The sequence below is a fragment of the Amycolatopsis sp. NPDC049159 genome, from assembly GCF_040648295.1.
GTDB classification, from domain to species: domain Bacteria; phylum Actinomycetota; class Actinomycetes; order Mycobacteriales; family Pseudonocardiaceae; genus Amycolatopsis; species Amycolatopsis pretoriensis_A.
Genome location: NZ_JBEZDL010000010.1, coordinates 224,376 through 248,205, shown reverse-complemented (window position 1 = coordinate 248,205; position 23,830 = coordinate 224,376). Strand labels below are relative to the sequence as shown.

27 protein-coding genes are annotated in these 23,830 nt (G+C 69.5%); 14 read left to right on the top strand and 13 right to left on the bottom strand.

All coding sequences use genetic code 11. The features are described 5' to 3' along the window. Positions 1 to 58 precede the first annotated feature (58 nt). From AB0B33_RS20495 to AB0B33_RS20480, 4 genes are read right to left on the bottom strand one after another with little or no spacing between them, the layout of a single operon-like run. On the bottom strand, positions 59 to 1,585 hold the full coding sequence (locus AB0B33_RS20495) for a hypothetical protein (protein ID WP_360773953.1): 1,527 nt from the start codon (positions 1,583 to 1,585) through the stop codon (positions 59 to 61). Beyond that, a complete protein-coding gene (locus tag AB0B33_RS20490; RefSeq protein WP_360773950.1) occupies positions 1,480 to 2,091 on the bottom strand; it encodes a hypothetical protein in 612 nt (203 codons plus the stop codon). Before AB0B33_RS20490 ends, AB0B33_RS20495 begins: the two co-directional genes overlap by 106 nt. Further along, positions 2,088 to 2,645, bottom strand: a complete 558-nt coding sequence (locus AB0B33_RS20485; RefSeq protein ID WP_360773947.1) for a hypothetical protein — start codon at positions 2,643 to 2,645, stop codon at positions 2,088 to 2,090. The genes AB0B33_RS20490 and AB0B33_RS20485 overlap by 4 nt, the downstream gene beginning before the upstream one ends. After that, positions 2,638 to 2,964 (bottom strand): hypothetical protein, encoded by a 327-nt coding sequence (locus AB0B33_RS20480; RefSeq protein WP_360773944.1) that lies wholly within the window; start codon positions 2,962 to 2,964, stop codon positions 2,638 to 2,640. Before AB0B33_RS20480 ends, AB0B33_RS20485 begins: the two co-directional genes overlap by 8 nt. Before the next feature lie 192 nt (positions 2,965 to 3,156). Between AB0B33_RS20480 and AB0B33_RS20475 the strand changes: the two genes are divergently transcribed. Both AB0B33_RS20475 and AB0B33_RS20470 read left to right on the top strand, forming a co-directional pair. Continuing rightward, on the top strand, positions 3,157 to 3,468 hold the full coding sequence (locus AB0B33_RS20475) for a hypothetical protein (protein ID WP_360773941.1): 312 nt from the start codon (positions 3,157 to 3,159) through the stop codon (positions 3,466 to 3,468). Next, positions 3,465 to 4,565 (top strand): hypothetical protein, encoded by a 1,101-nt coding sequence (locus AB0B33_RS20470; RefSeq protein WP_360773938.1) that lies wholly within the window; start codon positions 3,465 to 3,467, stop codon positions 4,563 to 4,565. The genes AB0B33_RS20475 and AB0B33_RS20470 overlap by 4 nt, the downstream gene beginning before the upstream one ends. Positions 4,566 to 4,743: 178 nt before the next feature. Here AB0B33_RS20470 and AB0B33_RS20465 read toward each other — a convergent pair whose 3' ends face one another. Both AB0B33_RS20465 and AB0B33_RS20460 read right to left on the bottom strand, forming a co-directional pair. Beyond that, a complete protein-coding gene (locus tag AB0B33_RS20465) occupies positions 4,744 to 5,373 on the bottom strand; it encodes a hypothetical protein (RefSeq protein ID WP_360773935.1) in 630 nt (209 codons plus the stop codon). 211 nt (positions 5,374 to 5,584) lie between these two features. Continuing rightward, the gene (locus AB0B33_RS20460; protein WP_360774153.1) at positions 5,585 to 6,055 is read right to left on the bottom strand and encodes a tyrosine-type recombinase/integrase; all 471 of its coding nucleotides are present in this window, start codon (positions 6,053 to 6,055) and stop codon (positions 5,585 to 5,587) included. Here AB0B33_RS20460 and AB0B33_RS20455 point away from each other — a divergent pair. From AB0B33_RS20455 to AB0B33_RS20425, 7 genes are all read left to right on the top strand, one after another. Continuing rightward, positions 5,957 to 6,169, top strand: a complete 213-nt coding sequence (locus AB0B33_RS20455) for a hypothetical protein (protein WP_360774166.1) — start codon at positions 5,957 to 5,959, stop codon at positions 6,167 to 6,169. The two genes, AB0B33_RS20460 and AB0B33_RS20455, sit on opposite strands and share 99 nt — an antisense overlap. An 87-nt stretch (positions 6,170 to 6,256) precedes the next feature. Then, positions 6,257 to 6,616, top strand: a complete 360-nt coding sequence (locus tag AB0B33_RS20450; RefSeq protein WP_360773932.1) for a hypothetical protein — start codon at positions 6,257 to 6,259, stop codon at positions 6,614 to 6,616. After that, complete coding sequence (locus AB0B33_RS20445; protein WP_360773930.1) at positions 6,606 to 6,779, top strand: hypothetical protein; 174 nt, start codon at positions 6,606 to 6,608, stop codon at positions 6,777 to 6,779. Before AB0B33_RS20450 ends, AB0B33_RS20445 begins: the two co-directional genes overlap by 11 nt. A gap of 55 nt (positions 6,780 to 6,834) precedes the next feature. Further along, entirely contained in the window at positions 6,835 to 7,443 is a 609-nt protein-coding gene (locus tag AB0B33_RS20440) for an RNA polymerase sigma factor (protein ID WP_360773927.1), read from the top strand. Then, positions 7,436 to 8,614, top strand: a complete 1,179-nt coding sequence (locus tag AB0B33_RS20435; RefSeq protein ID WP_360773924.1) for a CU044_5270 family protein — start codon at positions 7,436 to 7,438, stop codon at positions 8,612 to 8,614. The genes AB0B33_RS20440 and AB0B33_RS20435 overlap by 8 nt, the downstream gene beginning before the upstream one ends. 325 nt (positions 8,615 to 8,939) lie before the next feature. Then, a complete protein-coding gene (locus tag AB0B33_RS20430; protein ID WP_360773921.1) occupies positions 8,940 to 9,773 on the top strand; it encodes a hypothetical protein in 834 nt (277 codons plus the stop codon). A gap of 159 nt (positions 9,774 to 9,932) precedes the next feature. Beyond that, complete coding sequence (locus tag AB0B33_RS20425; protein WP_360773918.1) at positions 9,933 to 11,048, top strand: hypothetical protein; 1,116 nt, start codon at positions 9,933 to 9,935, stop codon at positions 11,046 to 11,048. 42 nt (positions 11,049 to 11,090) lie between these two features. Here the strand turns inward: AB0B33_RS20425 and AB0B33_RS20420 are convergent, their stop codons facing one another. Together AB0B33_RS20420 and AB0B33_RS20415 are read right to left on the bottom strand one after the other, a co-directional pair. Further along, a complete protein-coding gene (locus AB0B33_RS20420) occupies positions 11,091 to 12,014 on the bottom strand; it encodes an NADP-dependent oxidoreductase (protein ID WP_360773915.1) in 924 nt (307 codons plus the stop codon). A 98-nt stretch (positions 12,015 to 12,112) separates the two neighbouring features. Beyond that, the gene (locus AB0B33_RS20415; RefSeq protein ID WP_360773912.1) at positions 12,113 to 12,481 is read right to left on the bottom strand and encodes a MerR family transcriptional regulator; all 369 of its coding nucleotides are present in this window, start codon (positions 12,479 to 12,481) and stop codon (positions 12,113 to 12,115) included. Between the two features lie 316 nt (positions 12,482 to 12,797). Between AB0B33_RS20415 and AB0B33_RS20410 the strand changes: the two genes are divergently transcribed. The 3 genes from AB0B33_RS20410 (at position 12,798) to AB0B33_RS20400 (ending at position 15,011) form a co-directional block, all read left to right on the top strand. Beyond that, positions 12,798 to 13,307, top strand: coding sequence for a hypothetical protein (locus tag AB0B33_RS20410; protein WP_360773909.1), 510 nt, complete (start codon positions 12,798 to 12,800; stop codon positions 13,305 to 13,307). 124 nt (positions 13,308 to 13,431) lie between these two features. Continuing rightward, positions 13,432 to 14,181, top strand: coding sequence for a VOC family protein (locus AB0B33_RS20405; protein WP_360773906.1), 750 nt, complete (start codon positions 13,432 to 13,434; stop codon positions 14,179 to 14,181). An 89-nt stretch (positions 14,182 to 14,270) separates the two neighbouring features. Next, positions 14,271 to 15,011 carry a ribonuclease activity regulator RraA gene (locus tag AB0B33_RS20400; protein ID WP_360773904.1) on the top strand — a complete coding sequence of 247 codons (741 nt, stop codon included), beginning with the start codon at positions 14,271 to 14,273 and terminating at the stop codon, positions 15,009 to 15,011. Here AB0B33_RS20400 and AB0B33_RS20395 read toward each other — a convergent pair. The 5 genes from AB0B33_RS20395 to AB0B33_RS20375 form a co-directional block, all read right to left on the bottom strand. Continuing rightward, positions 15,008 to 16,261 carry a mandelate racemase/muconate lactonizing enzyme family protein gene (locus AB0B33_RS20395; RefSeq protein ID WP_360773901.1) on the bottom strand — a complete coding sequence of 418 codons (1,254 nt, stop codon included), beginning with the start codon at positions 16,259 to 16,261 and terminating at the stop codon, positions 15,008 to 15,010. The two genes, AB0B33_RS20400 and AB0B33_RS20395, sit on opposite strands and share 4 nt — an antisense overlap. Next, the gene (locus tag AB0B33_RS20390; RefSeq protein ID WP_360773900.1) at positions 16,258 to 18,267 is read right to left on the bottom strand and encodes an ABC transporter permease subunit; all 2,010 of its coding nucleotides are present in this window, start codon (positions 18,265 to 18,267) and stop codon (positions 16,258 to 16,260) included. Before AB0B33_RS20390 ends, AB0B33_RS20395 begins: the two co-directional genes overlap by 4 nt. Then, entirely contained in the window at positions 18,264 to 19,688 is a 1,425-nt protein-coding gene (locus AB0B33_RS20385) for an extracellular solute-binding protein (RefSeq protein WP_360773897.1), read from the bottom strand. The genes AB0B33_RS20390 and AB0B33_RS20385 overlap by 4 nt, the downstream gene beginning before the upstream one ends. A 72-nt stretch (positions 19,689 to 19,760) precedes the next feature. Beyond that, entirely contained in the window at positions 19,761 to 20,909 is a 1,149-nt protein-coding gene (locus AB0B33_RS20380; RefSeq protein ID WP_360773894.1) for a Gfo/Idh/MocA family oxidoreductase, read from the bottom strand. A gap of 47 nt (positions 20,910 to 20,956) precedes the next feature. Continuing rightward, positions 20,957 to 21,703 (bottom strand): FCD domain-containing protein, encoded by a 747-nt coding sequence (locus AB0B33_RS20375; protein ID WP_247019819.1) that lies wholly within the window; start codon positions 21,701 to 21,703, stop codon positions 20,957 to 20,959. Between the two features lie 72 nt (positions 21,704 to 21,775). On the opposite strand from AB0B33_RS20375, the gene AB0B33_RS20370 reads away from it, so the two are divergent. Together AB0B33_RS20370 and AB0B33_RS20365 are read left to right on the top strand one after the other, a co-directional pair. Beyond that, on the top strand, positions 21,776 to 22,939 hold the full coding sequence (locus AB0B33_RS20370) for a mandelate racemase/muconate lactonizing enzyme family protein (RefSeq protein ID WP_247019817.1): 1,164 nt from the start codon (positions 21,776 to 21,778) through the stop codon (positions 22,937 to 22,939). Between the two features lie 13 nt (positions 22,940 to 22,952). After that, positions 22,953 to 23,819: a fumarylacetoacetate hydrolase family protein gene (locus tag AB0B33_RS20365; protein WP_360773889.1), complete on the top strand. Its 867-nt coding sequence runs from the start codon at positions 22,953 to 22,955 to the stop codon at positions 23,817 to 23,819. The last annotated feature ends 11 nt before the right edge of the window (positions 23,820 to 23,830 follow it).

Genomic DNA, 23,830 nt, shown 5'->3' with positions numbered 1-23,830 from the left:
TTCTGCGCCGCATCGACGGTCTGCCGCGCGGATGTATCTCCCCCGTTCGGAGCCTGCGTCAGCCGGTCCAGCGATTCGCCCACACCTCCGCGCGGATTCCTTGACAGGCTGGGCATTCGCCGTCCCGGCTGTAACGCCGGACGCCGGCGGGCGCGTTCGCGGGAGCGAGCAAGTTGGTCACGAACCGGGCGTTCTCGCCGGCCAGCGGAACGCTCGCTGCTATGCGCTCCGGGTCGCCGGCACGTGCTACCGCGTCTTTGAGCACTTGCCCGGCCAGCAGCACCCCGGCGAGGACCGACATGAAGCCGACGGAGAACTGTGCGTCTCGGCCGTCGGAGGGACGCAGGCGGTCGAGGAGCGCATCACCGATCCGGCCGCAGCCGCCGACACGGCCCCATTCCCGCACCTGTGCCGGGTTGGCGCCGACGGCCGCGGCGTGCGCGGCGACGTCGTTCTCGTCCATGTTCGCGATACGGGACCGGACCTCGCTGTCCGGGGTCACCTTGCGCGGCGGGTTGAAGCACCGCAGGCACGCGGTGCCGGCCGTCGGGTCGACCCTCAGCATCTCAAGCCTCAGCCCGGACGTGGCCGCCTGAACCGCGGACGCGGGGTACTTGTCCTGCAGCGCCTGCCGGGCCTCAGGGGTGTCAACGGCGCTGATGAGGTGGCTCCGGGGCTCGACCAGGTTCTCGGCGGTTCCGAAGATGCCTTCGATGACCAGGCCGTGCCGCCCGCTCAGCCGGTCTGCCGCAACGATCGCCTTCGGGCGGTGGAGATCGGTCCAGCGGAACGGAACGCACCTGCTCAGGTTCGTGTCGTCGATACCCTCGAGGTCGGCGTCGGCTGCGCGGATCGTGCCGGCCACCTCCGGGTAGGCCCACAGCGTGACCAGAAGCGCGGTCCCGACCGCCCCGACGCCTGCGAGCACGTGGTCCAGCTCCGCCGCCGGCTCGCCGGGGTCGACGGTGGACTGGGTGAGCGTCCACGCGTTCAGCACGACGGCCTGGATGCGGTGATCACGAACGCGGGCGTGCAGGTAGACCTGGCAGGCGGCGAGGCAGGCGGCGACGTACGACCCGAAGGGGTTCTCGCCGCTCATGCCGAGCGGCGGCGCCCCGGCGGCGGCCGGCGTCACCGCGCCGGTCCAGCCGGCCGCGGACACGTGCAGGACCTCGGCATCGGGCCAGGCGCGGGCCGCCGGACCGCCGATCTGCAGGACGAGGTCGGCGCCCGGGAGCTCGTGCGCGTCGACGACCGGGGCGGCCTCGGGCCCGAACGCGCCCGCGGTGGCCTTGAGCGTGTCGAGGAGGGATAGGCCGCCATCCGGGTGTCCGGGATCGACGCCATCGCGGAGCGGTGCGTCGTCTGAGCTGATGCCGACGGCCGCGACGACCCACTTGGTGGACCGCGTGAGCAGGGTGACTAGCAGCCAGGTCAGGTGCTGGACAGCCTGTCGGTCGGCGAGGCCGGGACCAACGGCTACGACGACCTTGAGCGGACTCGACGCGTCCACGCGGTCTTCGTCCAGGCCCGGAATCGGGAGAAGATGCCGCCACTCGGAGCGGCTTCCGGCGTCGGCACCCATTTCGTGCTCCTGAGGTCGAGGACCGAGGGGATAATCCTGATGACGGACTCGGGCCGGACCCGCCGCCAGCCGGCTTCCGCCCGGACGTGAACGCCGCAGTCAGCCAGGTTGGGCCGGGTGCGGCCGTGGAACGGGACCACGACGGACACGGCACCGATCCGTTGGCTGTAGGCACGCTCGTCGTCGGTCGGGGAATGGTCGACGAAGTCGTCGCCGTGCGAGTGGACTTGCGCAACGCGGGTCATCTGCCCGGTGCGCAGATGGCGCCCGGCGGCGCTGACCGCCTCGGCCGGCACGGCGTAGTTCCGGGGCCGGAGGACGGCGTCGGGGACGACGACGGTCACCGCGACGTATACCCGGTCGTCCGGCGATGTGCCGGGGTACCCGGTCTCGTCGACGCGGAACCCGTCGAGGTACGCGACGCGCTCGACGCTCGGGTCGTGCTGCGCGAACAAGTCGAGCACGGATTGCCACAGAGCTTCCGGAACGCGGATCTCGACGCTCATGGCGCACCTGCAGCGCCCGACGGGCCGAGGTACGCCGGGCTGGTGAGGGCCGCGTGGATCCGGCTCAGGGTCGCATCGACCCGGTCCTCGCCGGGACGCCACTTCTGGTTTTCGGCGGGGGTGTGGTTCGACGTGTAGTAGCTGAGGTTGTAGGAGAAGCAGATCAGCTGGTCCGGACTCTCACCGGGAAACGGGTACTCGTCGTGCAGGGCGAACTGAAACCCGACACCGTCGCCGGGCGGTGCCCCCGGGGACCCGCGCAGGAGCGGAAATGCCAGCGAGCCGAAGCGGGCACGGCGCCACCCACCGCCGTGCGCCTCGACGAACGTGGCCGAGACCGGCCAGGTGTCGTAGCAGCGGCCGTCCAGGCGCAGGGTGTAGCTGTCAGGCATCCGAGCGGGTATCCCCACGATCGCGATCAAGGGATTCTCGGTGATCACGTAGCTCCAGCCGGCCCCGCCGCGCACGCGCGGGGAGTTCTCGAAGAAGTCCTCCAGGTGCGACCGCAGCAGCGCGGCCGCGACCTCGGGGTCGACCGGGGCCGGCTCAGGCACGGGCGCCACCCGTGTCCCGGACGAAGGTCCAGACGAGGTCGCGGCACTTGCCGGACGCGTAGTCGCGCAGGTGCAGGTCGCCGTACTGGCGGACGTCCTCACCGGTGGCCAGGCAGGTCAGCCGGTCGTCGGGCTTCGGCTCGCGCTTCAGCTCGGCGTAGACGGCCGCGATCATCTTGGAGACCTTTTCGCCCGGCCCGCCTTCGACGGCGAACGGCGGCCCGCCGGCGTCCTCGTCGTACACCGTGACGACCAGGTGCCCCGCCGGGGTCGGCTTGCCGCCCTTGGTGTCGCCTTCCCGAGCATCTGCCGCAGCCATGGCGGCCCTCCTAACGTCGTGCCCCGTCTGGTCGAGAGGCCTAGCCCCACGGTAGCATGCTGACGATCACCTTATGGGTGATGACGAGCTATCGAGATGCAACCGGGTGACAAGCAGCCCCGCGCGGTCACCGGTCGTATAGCATCGGGACGTAATTGCGTCATCAGCCGACGGGTGATGGGGACCAGACGCGTGGAACGGGAGTACCTGGATGAGGACCTGCGCCGCCTCGCCACGGAAACCGGATTCCAGCCGACGGGCTGGAGTACGCAGGAGATCCTGGACTTCCGCAAGCTCGTTCAGTGCACACGAGCAGCGCTCGTCGACACCGATTTGCGGAACATGCGCATGCTGCGGATCCGGCCCGACGAGTCGGGCGACCCGAGCCGGGCGCAGGCCACGTTGAAGTCGGGCCGCGTAATCGACCTCACGTTCAAGAACTCCGACAGCCGGGGCGCCGTGGCCTTCGAGCTCTTGACCCCAGGGACGGACACCCACCGATGAGCATCGTGGAAAACGACCCGATCCCGGACTTCCACCGGCCGGCCGGCGAGCTGCTCGGCGAAGAGCTCGAGGCTCGGGAGTGGTCCCAGGCGGACTTCGCCGCCGTCCTGGACCGGCCGATTCAGTTCGTGTCCGAGATCGTGACCGGCAAGAAGGAAATCACGAGGGAGTCGGCCGCTCAGATCGGCGCCGCTTTCGAACAATCGCCCGAATTGTGGCTCAACCTCCAAAATCAGTACTTCTTTTCCAAGCAGGCGAAAAACACGGCCACGCAGGAAAAGCTCGAAGAAGTGCGTCGCCGGGCCGTCCTCAACGGCAAGGCGCCCATCCAGCTGCTACGTAAACGCAAGATCCTCCAGAGCACGAACCTCGACGACCTCGAAGCCGAGGTGATGGAACTGTTCGAGCTCAAGTCCCTGCGGGACGAGCCCGCCTTCGCCGCGGCGGCCAGGCGTGGCAACAACGGCGAGGAGATGAGCGTCCTCCAACGCGCGTGGATTGCCTGCGTCCGTAAGGAAGCACGCAGGCACCCTCCGGCTGGGAGCTACTCGGCCACGAGGCTGCGGAGGCTCGCCGGCACGTTGTCCCAGCGCCTCCGGACACCTGAAGAATTCGCTGGCCTACCTGCCCTTCTGGCTGAGGCTGGCGTGCGCCTGGTTTACGTCGAAATGCTTCCCGGCGGGAAAATCGACGGGTGTGCCATGTTCGTCGACGGCTATCCCGTCATCGGCCTTTCGGGCCGCGGCAAGCGCTTGGACAAGGTGCTCTTCACCCTGCTTCACGAGATCGCGCACATCCTCCTCGAGCACGCCGATGCCGAGCACATCATCGCCGAGAACCTGGACGATCACCAAGGCCGTGAATCCGCTCAGGAAGCAGACGCGGACCGGGAAGCTTCGGGCTGGGTCTTCCCGAACGGTTTCCCCGATGTGCCGGCACGCATCAACGCTCCTTGGGTCGAGCAGACCGCCGACGAACTCGGCGTCGCGCGCATCGTCGTCGTCGGTCATCTCCAGCACCGCGGGGTTCTCGACTGGCGCACCACTCTGGCCCGGAACGCACCGAACGTCGGCGACACCCTCGACGCCTGGGACTGACTCACCACCGATCTCACCCGGTAATGAGTTCGAGCGCGCCGCCTCCAAGAGCAAGCACCACAAGCCGCCCGCCTCCGGCTGAGCACTCGCAGATCGGCTGGCCGTCTGGACTCCTATGACCGCCCGCAACCAGCCGTCTCCGCACTGTCGCACATAGAAACCGGCGTAGCCTGATCCGCTATGCGGAGATGCGACGCTCTGCACGCACGAGCCTTGCAAGCATTCGCGATCGCTCGGCGCCTACACCCAGCGTCTTCCGGAGATTCTCAGCATAGATCGGGCGCTGATGCAACTCACGATGCCGCCGATCCTCACACCGCGCCCGCTCCAGCAACTCGGCGTCCACGTCCATGCCCTCTGGCTGCTCCGCGAACGTGCTGCCCGAATCGGCGGCTTGGGTGACACTAGCCGGCCGCCCGGCGCCTGGAGCAGCGGCCAGCGCCTGCAGAAGGACCGGTCCCACCTCCGACCAGCCGATCAGCAACAACGAACCCACCGCATCGAACAACGCCTTCCCCACCTCTCCAGCGATCAACGGCTCAGCCACGTTCAACGCCAACGTCACCACACTCGACGCCAGCAACAGCCGCCGAGCCGGCCGAATCATCTCGACAGAGGCGCCTCGCATCGACAGGGACCGAATGGCGATCAGCAACCCGACCACCGACAGATCCACCGCAGGCGCCACCAACGGCGCAACCCAGGCCGGTACCCCCAACCGAAGCGCCAGAGTGAGCACGTTCCCGAAACCGAACAAGAAAGTCAGAGCCACGATGACCCCCACGATCAGCGTCACCGCCAACAGCACCGGATCACGTCCTTTGCTCGGGCTCAACACAGCAACCACCCTGCCGCGCCATCCTCACAACGAACCACGGTCGACCTGCACGAACAGCTCGACAGAATCCGGCACGGACGAGCCCGAGAAGTGCCCGAGAGGTCTCGCACACGATGACAGAACGCGGTATAGTCCGACACAAGTGATGGCCGATGACCAGCCGAAAAGGCCTTGTCCGACATCACTCGGCATCACCCGACACCCCAAAACGCGTTCTCTTAACCAGCAGGTTCGGGGTTCGAGTCCCTGATGGCGCACAGTCGGAAAGCAAAGCCCACCAATGGTTTCCCGGTAAATTCGGGGTCGCCGTCGGTGGGCTTTGTTGTTCTGTGGGTCCGAGCTGGGGCCGCTGTGGGTCCGGCCCAGAGTCCTGCCAGCGCGGGCCGCGCTCGACCGCTCGACGTCGCCGGGAAGACCTCGTACCTGACCTGCAGATCTTCCGTCCCCGGTCGTAGCCGGCGCGGCGAACCAAGCTCGCGGTTGTCTCCGCACAAGCCTGAGCCAGCGACGGGAGCACGCTGGCGTAGGTGTCTGCGGTGAGGACGATGCTGGCGTGACCGAGCAGTACCTGCACGGCCTTCAGGTCGTTGCCCGCGGCCAGGGACAGCGTCGCCGCGCCGTGGCGCAGGTCGTGGAACCGCACAGGTGGCAGATCAGCCTTGACGATCAGTCGTCGGAACGGGTGCGACACGTAACTCGGGCTCCAGCGCGGCCGCTGGCCGTGGACTTCGGTAAACAGATCACCGCCCGACCGTCCCGCTCCTGAATCTGATGAGTCACCGTCAGCGACGCTCCAACCATCCACCGCAGGCGCCACCAGCGGCGCAACCCAGACCGGCACGCCGCCGCGCTCGTGCGCGCCTACCGCCCCACGCTGAGCGCCGCGCAGGTCAAGCACCGGCTGCCTGCCACCGCGACGCATCCGGCCGCGCAACTGCCGGACCCGGCGCTGCGCTGGGGCACGGTGAACCCGCTGTCCGCGGTGACCGCCGTGCTCTCCGAGGAGGGCGGCAGCGGCAGGCCCGCCGCCGTCGTCCCGCCCGACGCCCGCGGCCCCGGCGTGACGCCGCGCGACGAGCTTGGCCCGGCGCCGGCCGTGGCGGGGGTGATCGGCGCGGGCTGCCTCGCGCTGACGGTGCTGCTGCTGACCAGTCCGTACCGGTCCAGTACGCCGGAGAACGGTCTCGGGGAACATCGGCACAGTGGTCGATGAACAGGCCGAGGCGTACTGGACGTTCGCCGAGGAGCCGACGAACCCCGAGCTGGAGCAGTTCTTCTTGCACGTGGGCAGATCGACGCACTCTGCTTGGGTGGTCGAGATCGGTTCGCGAGCGCGCACCCTTCCGGCACCGCAGCCCGAGTCGGCGACCGGATGACTCCTCCGTTCGCGTGCAACGCTACCGCCGCGCAAGCCCAATACTTGTTGTGACTATGACGCGGCAATCAACTCCGGCAAGCGGTGGTGATCGGCCTGACCTGCGTCGCGGTGATCTCGAGGAGACTTTCCGGCGTCTGTTCGACGAGCACGCCGCGGTCCTGCACCGCTATCTGGTCGGGAGGATCGGTGTCGACATTGCCGGTGACCTGCTCAGCGAGACGTTCCTGATCGCGTTGCAGCAGCGCGACCGCTACGACGCCGAGCGAGGAAGCGCCCGGTCCTGGCTGTTCGGTATCGCGACGAACCTACTGCGCACGGAGGTCCGCAACGAGGTCGCTGCCCAACGCAGGCAGTTGCACCTGGCCGCGCACGAGCACAGCAGGCGGGTTGTGCACGGGCATGCCGATCGGGTGGCCGAACGGATCGACGCGCAGACCCGGGTGCAGCACCTGGCCAGGGCGTTGGCGGAACTCTCGCCGAACGATCTGGACGTGCTGCTGCTGACCAGTTGGGCGGAACTGACGCCGACCGAGATCGGCGAGGCGCTCGGTGTTCCCGCCGGCACCGTGCGCTCCCGCTTGCACCGGACCCGGCGCTTGCTGAAGGCGTCCGCGGCATCCAGCTCCGCGCGCGATGAGGAAGGAGTACAGGCCGATGACTGAGGACAACGTCCACCGCTTGTGGACCGACGAAGAGCTGGACGAAGGGCTGATCTTGATGCGCCCCGGCGAACTCGCCAACCGGCAGCCCCTGGCCGAGGCACGAAACACACTGTTGAACGCAGTGCGCTCACTCGAAGGCAGGGACACCCTGGTGGCCGACACCGACCCGGTGACCGAGCCGACCCGAAAGCCAGGACTCCCCACCGGACGGCGCTGGTGGCTCAGCGCGGCGGCCGCCGCGGTAGTGGTCGTTGCCGTCGGCGGCACCGTGGCGAGCACCGGCGGAGACCACGGTGGCCCCTCGGCCCAGTCGACGTCGTCGGTGCCGGCGGTGAAATTCGCGTCGGTGCAGCAGGCGCTGGGCAAAGCGGCCGACATGATCCACGTCACGGGCGAGGCGCCCATTCCCGCAGGGAAATTCCGGTACACCGAGACCCGCGGCTGGTACCTGGTCGCCAGCAAAGAGCGCCAGTTCGCTTTCCTCGCCGAAGAGCTGAGGCAGACCTGGCAGCCGAGTGACTTCGACAGTGAATGGCTGCTCAAGATCGGGCAGACGGGGAACAAGCAGTGGCTGGTGGGCAACGAGCAAACCGCCACCACCACCGAGGGCCAGAACGTGAACGAAATCCGTCAGTCCGGTGAGTGGCGCGCGCGGGGTGGCCAGTTCCCCGAGAAAGCGTTGATCTTCGCCGGCCGGGGCGCCGACAAATGGGGCGCACCCACCGAACAGCAGCTGGCCGACTTGCCCCGTGACCCGCAACAGCTCTACGACCTCATGCTCAAAGATCCCTATCTGGTGAACAAGCCCCGCGGCGGAGGTGTGCTGAGACTCGCGTCCGATCTGCTGAAGACCGGTGTCGTACCCGCCGATCTCAAGGAAGCGGTGTACCGCGCGGTGGCCAAGATCCCCGGGCTGAAGATCACCGCGCAGGTGGCGAACCTGGACGGCCGCAAGGGCGTCGCCCTCGGTGTCACACCCCCGGACGGTGGCTATCTCTACGAGATCATCGTCGATTGCGACACCGGCGAGTTCATCGGGGAACGGACGACCCAGTTGACGCCGGGAGGCGACGCGGGGATCGAAGGCATCAAAGCCAACACCGTGTCCGCCTACAGTTCGGTCCGCACCGCCATCACCGACCAGGCGGGGACCGTTCCAGCGGGAAGCTGACCGGCCCACAAGGCCGACCGGAGTGGACCCGGCACTCGCTCCTGGGCGGGCGCCGGGCCCACCAAAGCCGCGCCGACCAGCCAAAAGGCCCACTTGACCAGCGGGTTTGGGTTTCGAGTCCCTGATGGCGCACGTGGTCGCACGGCGAGGAGCCGGCCGCTGGTCGGAGGGTGCCGATGAGGGGGATGCCCCGGTAGCCGGCGATCAGCAATTCCTCCGCGACCCGCATCGACTCGGTCGCCTTGGTGACGTCGGCTGAACGATCGTCCGTCCGAAGTGGCTGCCGAGGTGAAGCCGACCCCGTGCGGGCTGACAGACTCCTGTCGTGATCCTCGGATACGTCCTCGCCGTGCTGGCCGCTGTCGCGTCGGGCAGTGGGTCCATTCTGGAGTCCGCCGGTGTGCGGCGGGCCGGGGCCTTCGGTGGCTCGCCCCAGGACCTCGTCGCGCTGCGGCGGCAGCCGCTCTACTTCCTCGGGGTCGGAGTTGACCTGCTCGGGTTCGTCTTCGCCGCCGCCGCGCTGCATCGGCTGCCGCTCTTTCTCGTGCAGTCCGTGCTCGCGTTCAGCGTCGGGGTCACCGCCACGATCTCCGCCGTCCTCGGTGTTCGGCTGGCCGGGGCCGGGTGGGCCGCTCTCGGTGTGGGGGCGACGGGGCTGGTGCTGCTCGGGCTGTCCGCCGATCCGAGTCCCGCGCAGCCGCTGCCGTCCACCTGGAAGCTGCTGCTCGTGGCGGGTGCGGGGGTGATCGCGGCCATCGCCTTCGTCGCGCAGCGCGCCGACGGGCGCTGGGCGCCGATCGTGCTGGGGTTCTGCGCCGGGCTGGGGTTCAGCGCCGTCGGGATCTCGGCGCGGACGCTCGACGCGTCGGGGCCGGCTTGGCGGCTCGTCCTGGAGCCGGCGATCTGGTCGATGATCGCCAACGGGCTCGCGGCGGCCGTCGCGTTCGCGATGGCCCTGCAACGCGGGCGCGCCACCGCGGTCACCGCCATCATGTTCACCACCAACACCGCGGTCTCTTCGCTGATCGGGGTGGTGCTGCTGGACGACCGCGTCCGCAGTGGCTTCACCGCCGCGGCCGCCGCGGGGTTCGTGCTCGCGGTCGCGGGGGCGATCGGGACCGCCCACTACGCGGCCGGGCACCGGACCACCGCCACCTGAGACTCCTAGTACTTTCGGCCGATGTCCGCACGGTGAAAACCCTCCGAAAGACGTGAGCCATTTCGGGGTTCTCTTCCTGGCGCCGGTTTCGCCGCCAACCACCGCCCTACTGTGGCGGTGCTTGGTGATCTTGAACCGGAGCAGAAGAGGGGAACCACCTTGCCGAACCGGACCAGATTCTTCAGCCGGACGTTGGCGGCAGCGGGCACCGCGGCGGCTTTGGCGCTCGCCACGGCCGTTCCCGCCGCGGCCGCGCCGGCCACCGTCGAGCAGGACGTCGCGCAGCTGTACCAGGACGTCGTCGACCTCTACAACGGCCTGCCCGCGAGCGCGCTGAGCGGCGTCGACCGGCTCATCGAGTCGCCCATCCCGCACGTCGGCCCCCAGCGCCAGGCCGCGCAGGGCCCGATCCCGGGCTGCACCGAGGGTTCGCTGCTGACCTACGCGAACAAGCTCGCCTCGCAGCTCACCCCGCTCGAGAGCCAGGCACTCGACGCACTGTCGGGGCTCAGCCAGCTCTACGTCCAGGGCGTCGCGTCCGACAAGACCCCGCAGGTCTTCGGCACCGACGGCCAGTACACCCCGCGCGCCACCGCCACGATCGACAAGCTGCGCGGCTTCTGGGACATCGAGAGCTGGAACATCCAGCTCGTCGCCTGGAAGGGCACCGATCTCGGCAGCCAGGCGAAGATGGCGCAGACCTTCAGCCTCGGTCTCGCGCCGGCGAAGGTGAAGGCCGCCGCCGCGCTCGCCACCAAGGTGCTCTACGAAGTGCCCGCGATGCAGGGCGGGCGCAACCCGCTGATCACCCTCAACGCGTTCTCCGCCCCGGCCGACAGCCTCGGCGGCAAGCGCGTGGCGCTCGGTGACGGCCTGCTCGACACCGTCGACTTCCTCGGGTTCGACGACGTCTCGGTCGAGTCCGTGGTCGGCCACGAGTACGGCCACCAGGTCGACTTCGCCCACGACAACCACCCGCGCAACGAGTCCTCCGAGATGGGCCCCGACGCCTACGGCGGCTACTTCGTCGCGCACGCCAAGGGCTTCGCGTGGGACGCCCGCACCCAGCAGGAGGTCACCTACCTGGACGCCTCCATCGGGGACTGCTTCCACAGCCACGGCACCCCCGACCAGCGCAAGGCCGCCGGCGCATGGGGCGAGAAGCAGGCGACGAGCCAGGGCAACCCGAACCGGGTCGTCCCGACCGCCACGATGATCGAGAAGTTCCAGAAGGAATACCCGAAGCTGATGCCGCCGGCCGCCGCTCGCGGTTGATTTCGATGGGCCGTCTCCCCGGAACGCGGGAGGCGGCCCGCCTCAGGCCACCTTGATGACGACCTTCCCCGCGGCGTGACCGTTTTCGACGGTGGCGAGCGCGGCCGAGGCGTCGGAAAACGGGTGGACCGCGGTGATCACGGGTGCGAGGACCCCATCCAGGGCCAGCCGGGCGGACCGCTCCAGGCTTTCCCGGTCGAGGCGACGCTCGACGAAACGCCCGCCCAGCTCCGACACGGACATATCGCCCACCGAGATGACGGTGCGGGGCTCCCGGGCCAGCGGGGCGACCGTCCGCAGCGAGGTGCCTCCGGCCAGGTCGACGATCCCGTCGAAGCCGTCCGGAACCAGCTCGCGGGCCGCGGCGACGACGTCCCCGGCGGTGTAGTCGACGAACCGCACGCCGACGGCCTCGGCGTGCTCGCGCTTGGCGGTGCTCCCGGTGCCGATCACCCGCAGCTCACGCGCGACGGCCAGCCGGGCGACGGCGAGGCCGACCCCGCCCCCGACGCCGTTGACGAGGATGGTGGCGCCGGCCGGGAGGCCGAGCTGGTCGAGCGCGTCCACCGCGGTCGTCCCGGCCACCGGCAGCGTCGCGGCCACGGTCGCGGACAGCCCCGCCGGGATGCGCGCGGTGTTGGGCGCGGACAGCACCGTCGTCTCGGCGTAGGTGCCGCCGCCGGTGAGCGCGAAACCGAAGACCGCGTCACCCACCTCGAGCCCGTCGACGTCCTCGCCCAGCGCGAGAACGGTTCCCGCCGCCTCCATGCCCAGCACGCGGGGGAACGGACGCCCGCCGTCGAGCCCGGGGACCAGGCCCGAGCGCAGGAGGTGGTCCAGGGGGTTCACGCCGGCGACGTCGACCCGGATCAGCACCTCACCGCGGCCGGGGGCGGGATCGGGCCGGTCGAAGAACTCCTGCACCTCGGGCCCGCCGTAGCTGCCGAAACCCCACGCCTGCCCCATTTTCTGCCACCTCTCGCCCGACCGGCCCGGTGCTTCCGGGCGCTGTCGCCATCCTCACCGCTGACACCGGTGTGAGGGGCAACCGGCTGAGGCGCGGGTCACAGCGCCAGTTGTGCCCGGTGCCGGCTGTTGGCCTTGATCAGCACGTCGAGCGCTTTTCGGGTCTCGACCAGGTGCGCGATGTCGGCGTCGATCCGGTCGCGCTCGCGGATCATCGCCGCGAACGTCTCCTCGGCGACGTCCAGATCGTCAGGGACGTCCACGCAGGGCAGCACGGTGGCGATGACGCGGCTGGACATGCCCGCGTCGAACAGCCGGCGGATGAGCGTGACGCGCTGGACCGCGGTGTCGGCGTAGTGGCGCTGTCCCGCTTCGGAGCGGGCGCTGGTCAGCAGGCCCTGGTCTTCGTAGTACCGCAGTGAGCGCGGGCTGACGCCCGTGCGCTGGGACAGTTCGCCGATCCGCACCCCGAAAGCCTACGCGGCCATTGCGAGGAGCCTCAACGGACTGATGTGCACATGCACATGCATGTCAGCTAGGGAAGTGGTTATGGGGATGCCGAGGGAAACAGACAGACATACGTACATCCGTCAGGTGACGGATGTACCTTCCTTGGCCTCGCGACAGCACGACCTCTACGGAGTCCGGCTCTCCCGCACCGTTGCAGGTACGAAATCAGCGGTGGAACGGCGGGTTCGGGACTATTTGGCCGGAGCGGATTCCTTGAAATGGGCACCCAGCTCCGCCGGCCACAAGCATTCTGAAGTTCGGAGGGCACCTGTCATGGCAACGCATCTCGGCGGAGCGGCTTCGAGAGCCAGTCAGCCAAGTAGTCCGAAGGGCAGCCGCATCCAGGCAACGGTAACCGGGTTCACCATCGCGGCGGTTCTACTGGCCCTCGCGCTTTTCGGGACATGGCACCTGCCGTTCTTGAGCGCACTCGACGACCTCGATGGTCTTCGGGAAGACCTTTCGGGTTGGCTGCTCGGCGCTTTGGTGCCGGGAACGGGCCGCTTCCTGTGGGTGAAGGTCACTCCAGCACTGGAGACGTTCAAGGCATACATCGGCTCGAAGGTCGGCGAGTGGATCGAGGAGTCCAAGCGCAGCAGGGCGAGGGCTTCGACCGTTGTGCCGATGGATGAGGCGCTCCCCGCGCGCATCGGCTCCGGGACTTCGGACGGCAACGATCCGCCTGAGCAGGATGGCACGGGTCTTGACCCGGCGGTGGATGCCAGGCAGCCGCGGCCGCATGAGGACCCGACGAAGGGGCTGAGTGGTTCGCCCGACGACTGATGGTTACCGGATCGTGTATGCGCCGGTCCACGCCGCAGCCCCTCCCTGCTCTCGACCCAGCGATCGGGTTTCCCGGTTCCATATTGGCTTGCCGCTCCACGAGGGCGGTGTCTACGTTCCGCTCGTGCGTTCGCGACTGCTGGCGGTGACCTTCGAGGCGGACGACCCAGCTGAACCGGCCCGGTTCTGGGCCGGTCTGCTCGGCCGGGAAGTCGTCGGCGATGCCGGCGGTGTGCTGCTGCCGGGCGGGGACACCCAGCTGGGCCTGCGGTTCGTGCCGGGCCGCGGTGGGCGGCTCGGGGCGAACCGGATGCACCTGCACCTGACCAGTGCCGACCTCGACCACCAGCGGCGCACCGTGGCCACCGCGGTCGGGCTCGGCGGCCGTCACGTCGATGTCGGGCAGCGGCCGGAGGAGGGGCACGTCGTCCTGGCCGATCCGGCGGGCTACGAATTCTGCGTGATCGAGCCCGATAACGGCTACCTCGCCGGGTGCGGGCCGCTGGGTGAGCTCACCTGTGCCGGCACTCGGCAGGCCGGCCTGTTCTGGGGCGCGGCGCTGGGCTGGCCCCTGGTGTGGGACCGGGGCGAGCAGACCGCGATCCAGTCACCGCGCGGTGGCACCAAAGTCGCTTGGGACGTGTGGGATGGCGCGCCCGTGGCGTCGAAGGCGGAGCCGGGCCGGCAGCGTTTCGAACTGCTCGCCGCGGACGGTGATCAGCGGGCGGCGGTCGACGCGCTGATCGCCCTCGGTGCCGCACGGCTCGGCGTCCGTGACGACGGCACCGTCGTGCTGGCGGATCCGGACGGTACCGAGTTCTGCGTGTGGCCGGCCGGCCACACGCAGAACGGGTCGCCACCCCGGACCGGATGACCACCAGCCACGAACGAAACGGGCCGGATACGCCAAAGCCGGGCTAGGCTGGAACCGGAAGTCAGCGCGGATCCGAGGGAGCCACCGAAGTGGTCGAGACGCACGACATCGTCCGCCCGCCCGCCGAGCTCAGTGCGGCGCTCGCGAAGATCGGCAGCGCGACCGCCAGTGGTGAGCTCAGCCGGATGGGGATTCGCAGCGCGTTCATCAGCGGGCCCGTTTCGGTGACGCCCGGTGTGCGCGTCGCGGGGCCGGCGCTCACGCTGCAGTTCTTGCCGAAGCGGGAAGACCTTTACCCCATCGAGGAATACGAAGAGCCGGAGAAGCAGCTGCACCGGCACGTCATGTACCACGCCCAGCCCGGCGACATGATCGTCGTCGACGCGCGCGGGGACATGGGCAGCGGGGTGTTCGGCGAGATGATGCTGACCTACTTCAAGGGCCGCGGCGGTGCCGGCGTGGTCGTCGACGGGTGCCTGCGCGACACCGGTGAGGCCAAGCAGCTCGGACTCGGGCTGTGGATCCGGGGCGCCACCCCGAACTTCCACACCCAGACCGGCATCGTGCCGGTCGCCGTCAACGTGCCGGTGGCCTGCGGGGGCACGCTCGTCGAGCCGGGGGACATCGTGGTCGCCGACGACGACGGGGCTGTCGTGGTGCCGGTGAAGCTGGCCCCGGCTCTGGTGGCGCACGCCGAGGAGCACGCGGAATGGGAGGAGTTCTCCCGGATCCGGCTGGCCGAAGGCGGCGACCTGCGGCGGTACTACCCGCTGTCGGACGAGGCCCGGCCCGAGTACGAACGGTGGCGCGCCGAACAGGGCCGCGCCTAGCTCCACAGGCGGTCGTGGCTCGACTCCGCGTCCCAGTGCGTCGTTTCGGCGAAGAACACCGGGGCGCGCGGGTCGAGGTGGTGGCGCACCAGTTCCTCGTCGAGGTCGCCGAAGCCCAGTCCCGGTGTGTCCGGCACCGTGATGTGGCCGTCCCGGATCAGCGGGCCGGTGACGAGGTCGCTCCAGAACTCCACGTCGGCCGCGTGGTGTTCGAGCACGAGGAAGTTCTCCGTGGCGGCCGCCAGGTGCACGCACGCCATCGTCGCGATCGGTGACGCCGCCAGGTGCAGCGCCATCGCGATCCCGCGCTCCTGCGCGTAGTCGCCGAGCCGCTTGGTCTCCGCGATCCCGCCCGACGTCGCCGGATCGGGGTGCACGACGCGGATGGCGCCCGCGTCCAGCAGCGGCCGGAAACCCTCCAAGAGGTAGATGTCCTCCCCCGTGCACGTCGGGACGGCGACGGCCTCGGTGAGCCGGCGCCACTGGTCGGTCAGCTGCCACGGGATCAGGTCTTCGATCCACGCCAGCGTGAACGGCTCCAGCGCGCGGCCGATCCGGATGCACGAGTCGAGGGCGATGTGGCCGAAGTGGTCGGCGGCGAGCGCGACGTCGTAGCCGACGACGGACCGCACTGTGTCCACATAGGACGCCAGGTGATCGACACCCGTGGCCGTCACCTGGATGCCGGTGAACGGGTGCATCGTCGTGTCGTCCGCGCGGGCACCCGGCGGCGCGATCAGCGCCCCCGGCACGTCCCACAGCAGGTCGACGCCGACGTCCATCTTCAGCATCGTGAACCCGCGCCGCTTGCGCTCCAGCAGCCGGGCGCCCATCTCGTGCGGGTCCGGCAGCGACGGCGTGTCCGCGTAGCACCGGATCTCGTCCCGGAACCGGCCGCCGAGCAGCGCGTACGCCGGCACTCCGTACGCCTTGCCCGCCAGGTCCATCAACGCCATCTCGACGCCGGAGACCCCGCCGCCCTGGCGGCCGTGGTGCCCGAACTGCTTGATCTTGCGGAAGATCTTGTCGACGTTGCAGGGGTTCTCGCCGACGAGCCTGCTCTTGAGCACGAGCGCGTAGGTGGCGCTGGCCCCGTCGCGCACCTCGCCGTAGCCGACGAGGCCCTGGTTCGTGTCGATCCGGATGAGCGACGAGCGGAACGGCACGCCGGTCAGGTTCGCCACCCGCAGGTCGGTGATGCGCAGGTCGCTCGGGCGCGACGCCGTCGCGACGTGCTCCTCCGTGATCACCCCTTCACCGCCCCGGCGGTGAGGCCTTCGGTCAGGAACCGCTGCCCGAACCCGTACATGAGCACGACCGGGATGCTGATCAGCAGCGAGGCCGCGGCCAGCTGCCCCTGCGGCACGACGTCGCCGAAGATCATCGACTGCATGCCGACGGGCAGCGTCTTGTAGTCGTCCTTGGTGATGAACACGAAGGCGAAGAGGAACTCGTTCCACGCGTTGGTGAGCGTGAACAGCGCGACCGCGAGCAGGCCCGGTTTGGCCAGCGGCAGCACGATCCGGCGGAACGCCCCGAACCGCGTGCAGCCGTCGACCAGCGCGGCCTCCTCGAGGTCGGCCGGGATGGACTTGAAGTAGCCGACGAGCAGCCACGTCGCGAACGGCAGGGTGAACGTCGGGTAGGCGAGCACCAGCGACCACAACGAGTCGTTCAGCCCGATCCCGCTCATCAGCTGGTACAGCGGGATGAACAGCAGCGCGCCCGGCATCACGTAGGTGAGCAGGATCGTCACCGTGAAGCTCTCCGAACCCCGGAACTTCAGCCGTGCCAACGCGTATCCGGCCAGCGCCGCGCAGACCAGCGCGATCACGGTGGACGCCACCGACACCAGGATCGTGTTGAGGTACCAGGTGCCGAACGCGCGGCCGGTGAACAGGTTGGTGAACTGCTCGGTGCTCCACGGGGTCGGCCAGAGGTCGTCGGTGCGCGCGACGATCTGGTCGTCGGACTTGAAGGCCGTGACCGTCATCCAGTAGAGCGGCGCGAGCACGAAACCGAGCAGACCCACGAGCGCGAGCCCCGACCCGGCCCCGCCGACCAGGCGGGCCGCCACCCGGTTGCCCCGGATGGCGAGCGCGGAGACGACCCGGCCGAGAGCCGCGGCCAGCACCACGAACACGCCGAGCACGAGCGCGGCCTTCCACACGATGTGCGGGGACGCCCAGGCCAGCAGGAGCAGCGCGACCACGACGACCGCCCACGGCAAAGCTTTGCGCTGCGCCGGAGTCAGCCGCGTGCGTCCCAGGTCGGCCGCGCCGGGCTGGTCGCTGCGGCGCATCATCCGCACGAGGAGCACCACGAGGATCGCGATGACCGGCAGCATCACCAGCGTGACCGCGGCGCCCGCGCCCAGCTGCAGCTGCTGGATCGCCTTGGAGTAGGCCACCATCACGTACGGGGCGGTCGCGTCCCCCGGCCCGCCCTGGGTCATCAGCCAGATCAGGTCGAAGTTGTTGAACGTCCAGATCGACGACAGCAGCACCGTGACGATCATGACCGGACGCAGCCCCGGCAGCGTGATGTGCAGGAAGCGCTGCCACTGCGACGCGCCGTCCACCATCGCCGCCTCGTGGAGACCGTGGTCGATGGCCTTGAGGCCGGCGAGGAACGTCACCGTGAAGAACGGGATGCCCTTCCAGACGTTGACCAGGATGACCGCCGGCATCGCGAGCGCGGGATCGGACAGCCACTCCGCGGGCCACTTGTCGACGAGCCCGATCGCGGCGAGGCCGGGGCCGATCCCGGAGTCGGTCAGCAGAACGTTGACGCTGCCGAAGATCGGGTCGAGCAGCGAGCGCCAGGTGAAGGCCGTGACGACCGTCGGGATCACCCACGGCAGCAGGATCACCGCGGCGACCAGTGCCTTGCCGCGGCGCATGTGGTGCAGCATCAACGCCGCGATGAGCCCGAAGGTCACCTTGAAGATCTCGGCGTAGGCGGTGAAGACGAACGAATTGAGCACGCCCTGGTGGAACAAGCCGTCGCCGACGAGGGCGGTGTAGTTGTCCAGCCCGACGAAGACCGTTTCCGCGCCGTGGCGTTCGGTGGTGCTGGTGAAGATCGAGCTGACGATCGGGACGAGGATCAGGCCGGCGACGAGCACCAGCGTCGGCCCGATGAACACCGCGGCGAGGCGCCAGTCGCGCCCGAGCCGCCGCTGCGTCGGCGTGAGCGAGGACGACGCGGCCGGCGCCGGACGGGCCGGCGCCGGGCGCGGACGCAGGGTGGTCATTGCCGGTAGCCCTGTTGTTCGAAGATCTGGACGATCCGGGTGTGCGTCGCGGCGACGGCGTCGGCCGGCCGGGTGCCCTGGATGACCGACTGCATCATGTCGGTCAGCAGGTAGGCGGCGAGGGCGGCCTGCTCGCCGGGGCTCGGGGCCTGGGGGAACGCGTACCCGGTCTTGGTGGTCACCGGGAGCTGCGCGCGGGTCTGCTCCCGCAACGCGGGGTAGGCCGGGTCACCGCTCGTGTAGTACGGGTCGGAGTCCCACACCTTGCTCCACGACGGGTTCACCAGGCACGGTGCTTCCTTCGCGACCCCGAGCAGCGCGCTCCCGCCGGCCATGAACTTCGCCACCAGCTTGGCGAGGTCGGGGTTCTTCGCCCCCTTGAACACGACGAACGAGTTGGACTCGCCGAACGCCAGCGGCCGGTCGAGCGCCGGTCCGGTGGCCCCGTTGAACACGTGGGTGTTGGCGTAGACCGGGTTCTTCTTGGTCTTCGAATCGGCGTAGACGCTGAACTGGTTGAGCGTGAGCCCGAGGATCTGGGCCAGCCAGTTCTCGTTGTTGCTCGAATCGGTCCAGCTGCCGATCCCGGGCGGCAGCATCGGCCGGTACTTCGGGTTCGTGTAGATGTCGCCGATGAACGTGACGGCGGCGACGGTCTCCGGCGAGTTGAACACCACCTTCGTGCCGGTGTTGTCCGCGATCGCCCCGCCGTAGGTGTTGACGACGTTCTGGATGAAGCCGTTGGCGTCACCCGAGCGGTTCACCGTGAGTCCCCAGCCGAAGCGCCGCTTCGCCGGGTCCGAGACCGCCAACGCGTTGTCGCGCAGCTCTTCCCACGTGTAGTAGGGCTTGAGCGGAAGACCCTTTTCCTGGTACCAGTCCTTGCGCAGGTACATCCCGGACGCGATGAAGTGGTACGGGATCGCGAACCAGCGCCCGTCGAACACGCAGTAGTCGTTCGCCTCGGTCGCGGGCTCTCCGTAAAGCGCTTTCATCTCCTCGACCACGTCGGTGACGTCGGTGAGGGCGCCGAGGTTGTGGAGCTGGCCGACGAACCGGCGGTCGCTCAAGAAGGCCAGGTCGCGGTTGGTGCCCGCCTTCACCTCGGCGTCCATCTTCGCGACCATGTCACCGGCGTCGCCGGAGACCAGGTCGTTGCGGATCGTGGTGCCGGTGGCTTGCGCGAACACCTGCAGGGACTTGTCCAGCGCCTTGTTGGCGGCCTCCGAGTACAGCTTCTGCGACAACATCCCCACGGACCCGCCGCGGAGCCGCGCCGCCTGGTCGAGCAGTGCCTGCGGCACCTGGACGTCGACTTGCGGTGCGGGTGCGGGACCGCTCCCGCACCCGGCGAGACCGAGCACGCCCAGCGCGCTCACTCCGAGGAACGTGCGCCTCGACAGGTCAGTTTTCTCTTCCATGACAACTCCTCGTACCGACGGGCGACGTTGCAACCGGCGGGACAGCGCGGCGAGTACCGCGCTGCGGGTCGTTCACGCGGCGAAGGACGCCGTACTGCTGCTGCGTTGTCCTGGCAGCCCGTCGAACAGCCCGGTCGAGCCGCGGGGCCGCCACAGCGGCACCGCGCCCGCGCCGGGCACGGGGGCGAGCGTCAGGGCGGCCGCCTGTTCCGCGGAGTCGAGCGCCCGCTGGACGACCATCGCGTTGGCGACGCTCTGCGCGACACTGCCGACCGGCCGCAGCCCGAACTGCACGGCGTCGGCGAAGTCGGCGAGTTCCGCGCGGTAGCCGTTGTCGATGCCGCGGAAGACGGTCGTGTGCGTGGTGGCGTCGGGGCTGCTGCGCGTCACGCGGCGTTCCGCGTCGGATCCGGCGAGCACGAGCACGCCCTCGGTGCCGTACAGCCGCATGTCGTTGGGTTCGGGCGGCACCGGGATTTCCGGGAAGGACGCGGTGTAGTTGCCGATGGCGCCTCCGGTGAAGACGAGGTTGAGCGTGAGGTCCGACGGTCCGTCGATCGTGCTGTTGGCCGTCTGCACGGCGCCGTGCACGCGGGCGACGTCGCCGCAGAGCAGCCGGATCTGGGCGATGTGGTGCACGCCGAAATCGAGGTGCACCCCACCGCGGTACTGCGGCCGCTGCCGCCACGGCGTGCTGGTGAACCCGCCCGGCCGGGGCACCGACTGCCCGGCGTGCCGCCACGCCATCAGGTGCGGGCGGCCGATCGCGCCGCTGTCGAGCAACGCGCGGGTGTAGCGCAGGTCGTCGCGGTAGAAGTAGTTCTCCCCCACCATGAAGGTGCGGTCCGGGTGCCCGGCCGCCAGCACCAGGAAGTCTTCCGCCTGCTCCGCGTCGACGCCGGTCGGCTTCTCGCAGAACACGTCCTTGCCCGCCGCGAGCGCGTCTCGCGCCACCTCGTACAGGTGCGGGATCGGCACCGAGATGAGCACGGCGTCGACGTCGTCGCGGGCCAGCAACGCGGCCCGGTCGGCGGTGGCGCGGGCCGGATCGGTTCCGCTGTAGGCGGCGAACCTCCGGCCCTGCTCGGCGGAGGAGTCCGTGAACGCGGTGAGCGCGAACCGGTCGGTGAGCGTGCGCAACGCGGGCCAGTGCAGCTTCTCGACCGCGAGCCCGGTGCCGATCAGCCCCAGCCGGATCGGCGGGATAGCCGGTGCCGCCATACCTGTCCGTCCTCGTCATCGGTTCCGGAACTCGGTCGTGCAGTCTGCTAACGCCGCTCGGCGGCCCGCTTGCTTCGCTGTTCCTTCTCCGCGACGAGCGTGGAGAAGTTGTTGCTCAGGTGCTCGCGCATCGCCGCGCGGGCCGCTTCCGGGTCGCGCGCCACGAGCGCCTCGTAGATCTTCGTGTGCTGAGCGGTGGCGCGGCGCAGGCCGGCCGGTGCCTCGTTGGTCAGGCGCCGGCTGGCCGTGCCGAGCCAGCGGGCGGAGTACATGATCCGGTCGAGGATGCGGTTGTCGGCCGCCCGGCAGATCTCCATGTGGAATTCGTGGTCGACCTCGAGGTAGGCCTCGGGATCGGTCTCGAGCGCCGCCATGCGCTCGACCTCGTCCCCGAGCCGGGCCAGCGTCTCGTCGGTGATGCCGGCCGCGGCCATCGCGGCCAGCTCGGGTTCGAGCAGCGCGCGCATCTGGTGCAGTTCCTGCAGCAGCTCGTCGACGATCTCCGTGGGCAGCCACTCGATCAGCAACGGGCTCAGGTAGTCCCACTCCGCGCGGGGGCGCACGACGACCCGGCGGCCCTGCGCGACGTCGACGATGTCGAGCGAGGCGAGGATCTTGAGCGTTTCCCGCGCCACCACGCGAGAAACCCCGAACTCGCCGGCGATGTCGAGTTCGGACGGAGCCCGGCCGTCCTCGAACCCGCCGCTGACGATGCGGCGGGTCAGGTGGGCGGCCACCTGCACCGGGAGGGTCCGGACCTTGACAGCGTCCGGAGACTCTTGTCTCCTTTGCATGTCATCAGCTTATCGGACAAGTTGCACTTCACGTTAGCCCGTTCATCTGCATGACCCTGCGGCAGGAGAGCAATGCGGATCGTGAACATCACGACGGCGGTGGTCGCCTACCACGGCGAAGCCACGCTGGTGCGCATCGACACCGACGAGGGCCTCAGCGGGTTCGGCGAGGCCAATCCGGACGCCGGCGCGGGTGCCGTCGTCGGGATGATCGAGTCCCTGACGCCCCTTCTGCTCGGCGAGGACCCGCGCAACGTCGAACGGTGCTGGGAGAAACTGCGCCGCAGCAAGGTGTTCGCGGGCGCCCAGAGCGGGGTGTTCGTGATCGCCCTGTCCGGGATCGAACTCGCGCTGTGGGACCTCGCGGGCAAGGCCGCGGGTCAGCCCGTGTACCGGTTGCTGGGCGGGAAGTTCCGCGACCGCGTCCGCCTCTACGCCGACTGCGGCGACGGCGACGACCCGGCGGGTTCGGTCGCCGGCTGCGTCGACCGGGCCCAGCGGATGGTCGCGGAAGGCTTCACCGCCCTCAAGTTCGACATCGACGACCTGCACCACCCGGCCAAGTTCGACGCTTTCAACCACACCGTCAACGCCGCCGAGCTGCGCTCGATGGTCGAGCGCGTGGCCGCCGTCCGGGAAGCGATCGGCCCGGACGTCGACCTGGCCATCGACCTGCACGCCCGCTACGACGTGCCGAGCGCGTGCCGGATCTCGTGGGAGCTCGAGCCGTTCCACCTGATGTGGCTCGAGGAGCCGCTGCCGGCGGAGAACGTAGACGCGCTGGTACGGGTGCGCGAACAGACCCGCACGCCGATCTGCGCGGGCGAAAACCTCTACCTGCGCTGGGGATTCCGCGAACTGCTCGAACGCGGCGCCGTGGACTTCATCGAGCCGGACGTCCCGAAGTGCGGCGGCCTGGCCGAGGCGAAGAAGATCGCCAACCTCGCGGAGCTGCACTACGTCCCGTTCGCCCCGCACCTGGTGTCGACGCCGCTGGGCACGATGGCGACTTCGCACCAGTGCGCGGCGATCCCCAACTTCTTCGTCCAGGAGTGGCACGCTCTGGAGGAGCGCGCGGTGTGGGACAGCTACGTCCACGTCCCCGACGGGAGCGGCTCGATCGTCAAGGACGGCTACATCACGCTCCCCGACACGCCCGGCATCGGCGTGGAACTCGACATGGACGGCGTCCGCGCCCACGCGGTCGCGGGCTACGGGGTCTTCGAAACCCGGTGACAGGAGGTCCGGCTTGAGCCACTTGGTGCGATTCTCCGACGGAACCGGCGTCCGCGTCGGCCTGCTCGCCGACGCGGAACTGCGGCCGCTCGCGGTGGCGTCGATGGGTGACCTGCTGCGCCGCTCCGTGGCGGAGATCCGCGAGCTGACCGAGGCCGCCGGCGCACCCGTGGGCGGGGCGCGCCTGCTGCCGCCGCTGGACGGCCGGATGGAGGTGTGGGCCGCCGGGGTGACCTACCAGCGGTCCGAGGAAGCCCGCCGTGAGGAGAGCGCCGACGAGGACGTCTACGCGCGGGTGTACCGCGCGGAGCGGCCGGAGCTGTTCTTCAAGTCGGCCGCGTGGCGCGTCGTCACCGACGGCGAACCGATCGCCGTCCGCGCCGATTCCGCCAACAACGTGCCGGAGCCGGAACTCGGCCTGCTGCTGACCAGTACCGGGGAGGTCGCCGGGTACGTGGTCGTCGACGACGTCAGCTCCCGCAGCATCGAAGGCGAGAACCCGCTGTACCTCCCCCAGGCCAAGATCTACACGGGTTCGTGCGCGGTGTCGGCCCGGGTGCGCCCGGCCTGGGAGGTACCGGACCCGCTGTCGCTCGGGCTCCGCATGCGCATCCGCCGCGACGGCCACGAGGTGTTCGCCGGCGAAGCGAACACCTCGCAGCTCAACCGCGAACCGGCCGGGCTGGTCGAATACCTGTGGCGCGACAACGACTTCCCCGACGGCGCGGTGCTCTCCACGGGCACGTCCGTCGTGCCGGGGCTCGACCTCGGACTGCGACCCGGCGACGTGGTCGAGATCGAGATCGACGAGGTCGGCTCCCTGCACTCCCACGTGGTGCTGGGCGCGGAGGAGGTGCGCCGGGCGCTCGCGGCTCGCTGAGTCCGGCCGGA

Bases quoted from the DNA above. Each gene is read 5' to 3' on its own strand.
- AB0B33_RS20495 (WP_360773953.1), bottom strand. From the start codon at position 1,585: ATGGGTGCCGACGCCGGAAGCCGCTCCGAGTGGCGGCATCTTCTCCCG.
- AB0B33_RS20490 (WP_360773950.1), bottom strand. From the start codon at position 2,091: ATGAGCGTCGAGATCCGCGTTCCGGAAGCTCTGTGGCAATCCGTGCTC.
- AB0B33_RS20480 (WP_360773944.1), bottom strand. From the start codon at position 2,964: ATGGCTGCGGCAGATGCTCGGGAAGGCGACACCAAGGGCGGCAAGCCG.
- AB0B33_RS20470 (WP_360773938.1), top strand. From the start codon at position 3,465: ATGAGCATCGTGGAAAACGACCCGATCCCGGACTTCCACCGGCCGGCC.
- AB0B33_RS20440 (WP_360773927.1), top strand. From the start codon at position 6,835: ATGACGCGGCAATCAACTCCGGCAAGCGGTGGTGATCGGCCTGACCTG.
- AB0B33_RS20435 (WP_360773924.1), top strand. From the start codon at position 7,436: ATGACTGAGGACAACGTCCACCGCTTGTGGACCGACGAAGAGCTGGAC.
- AB0B33_RS20420 (WP_360773915.1), bottom strand. From the start codon at position 12,014: ATGGGGCAGGCGTGGGGTTTCGGCAGCTACGGCGGGCCCGAGGTGCAG.
- AB0B33_RS20410 (WP_360773909.1), top strand. From the start codon at position 12,798: ATGGCAACGCATCTCGGCGGAGCGGCTTCGAGAGCCAGTCAGCCAAGT.
- AB0B33_RS20390 (WP_360773900.1), bottom strand. From the start codon at position 18,267: ATGACCACCCTGCGTCCGCGCCCGGCGCCGGCCCGTCCGGCGCCGGCC.
- AB0B33_RS20385 (WP_360773897.1), bottom strand. From the start codon at position 19,688: ATGGAAGAGAAAACTGACCTGTCGAGGCGCACGTTCCTCGGAGTGAGC.
- AB0B33_RS20380 (WP_360773894.1), bottom strand. From the start codon at position 20,909: ATGGCGGCACCGGCTATCCCGCCGATCCGGCTGGGGCTGATCGGCACC.
- AB0B33_RS20375 (WP_247019819.1), bottom strand. From the start codon at position 21,703: ATGCAAAGGAGACAAGAGTCTCCGGACGCTGTCAAGGTCCGGACCCTC.
- AB0B33_RS20370 (WP_247019817.1), top strand. From the start codon at position 21,776: ATGCGGATCGTGAACATCACGACGGCGGTGGTCGCCTACCACGGCGAA.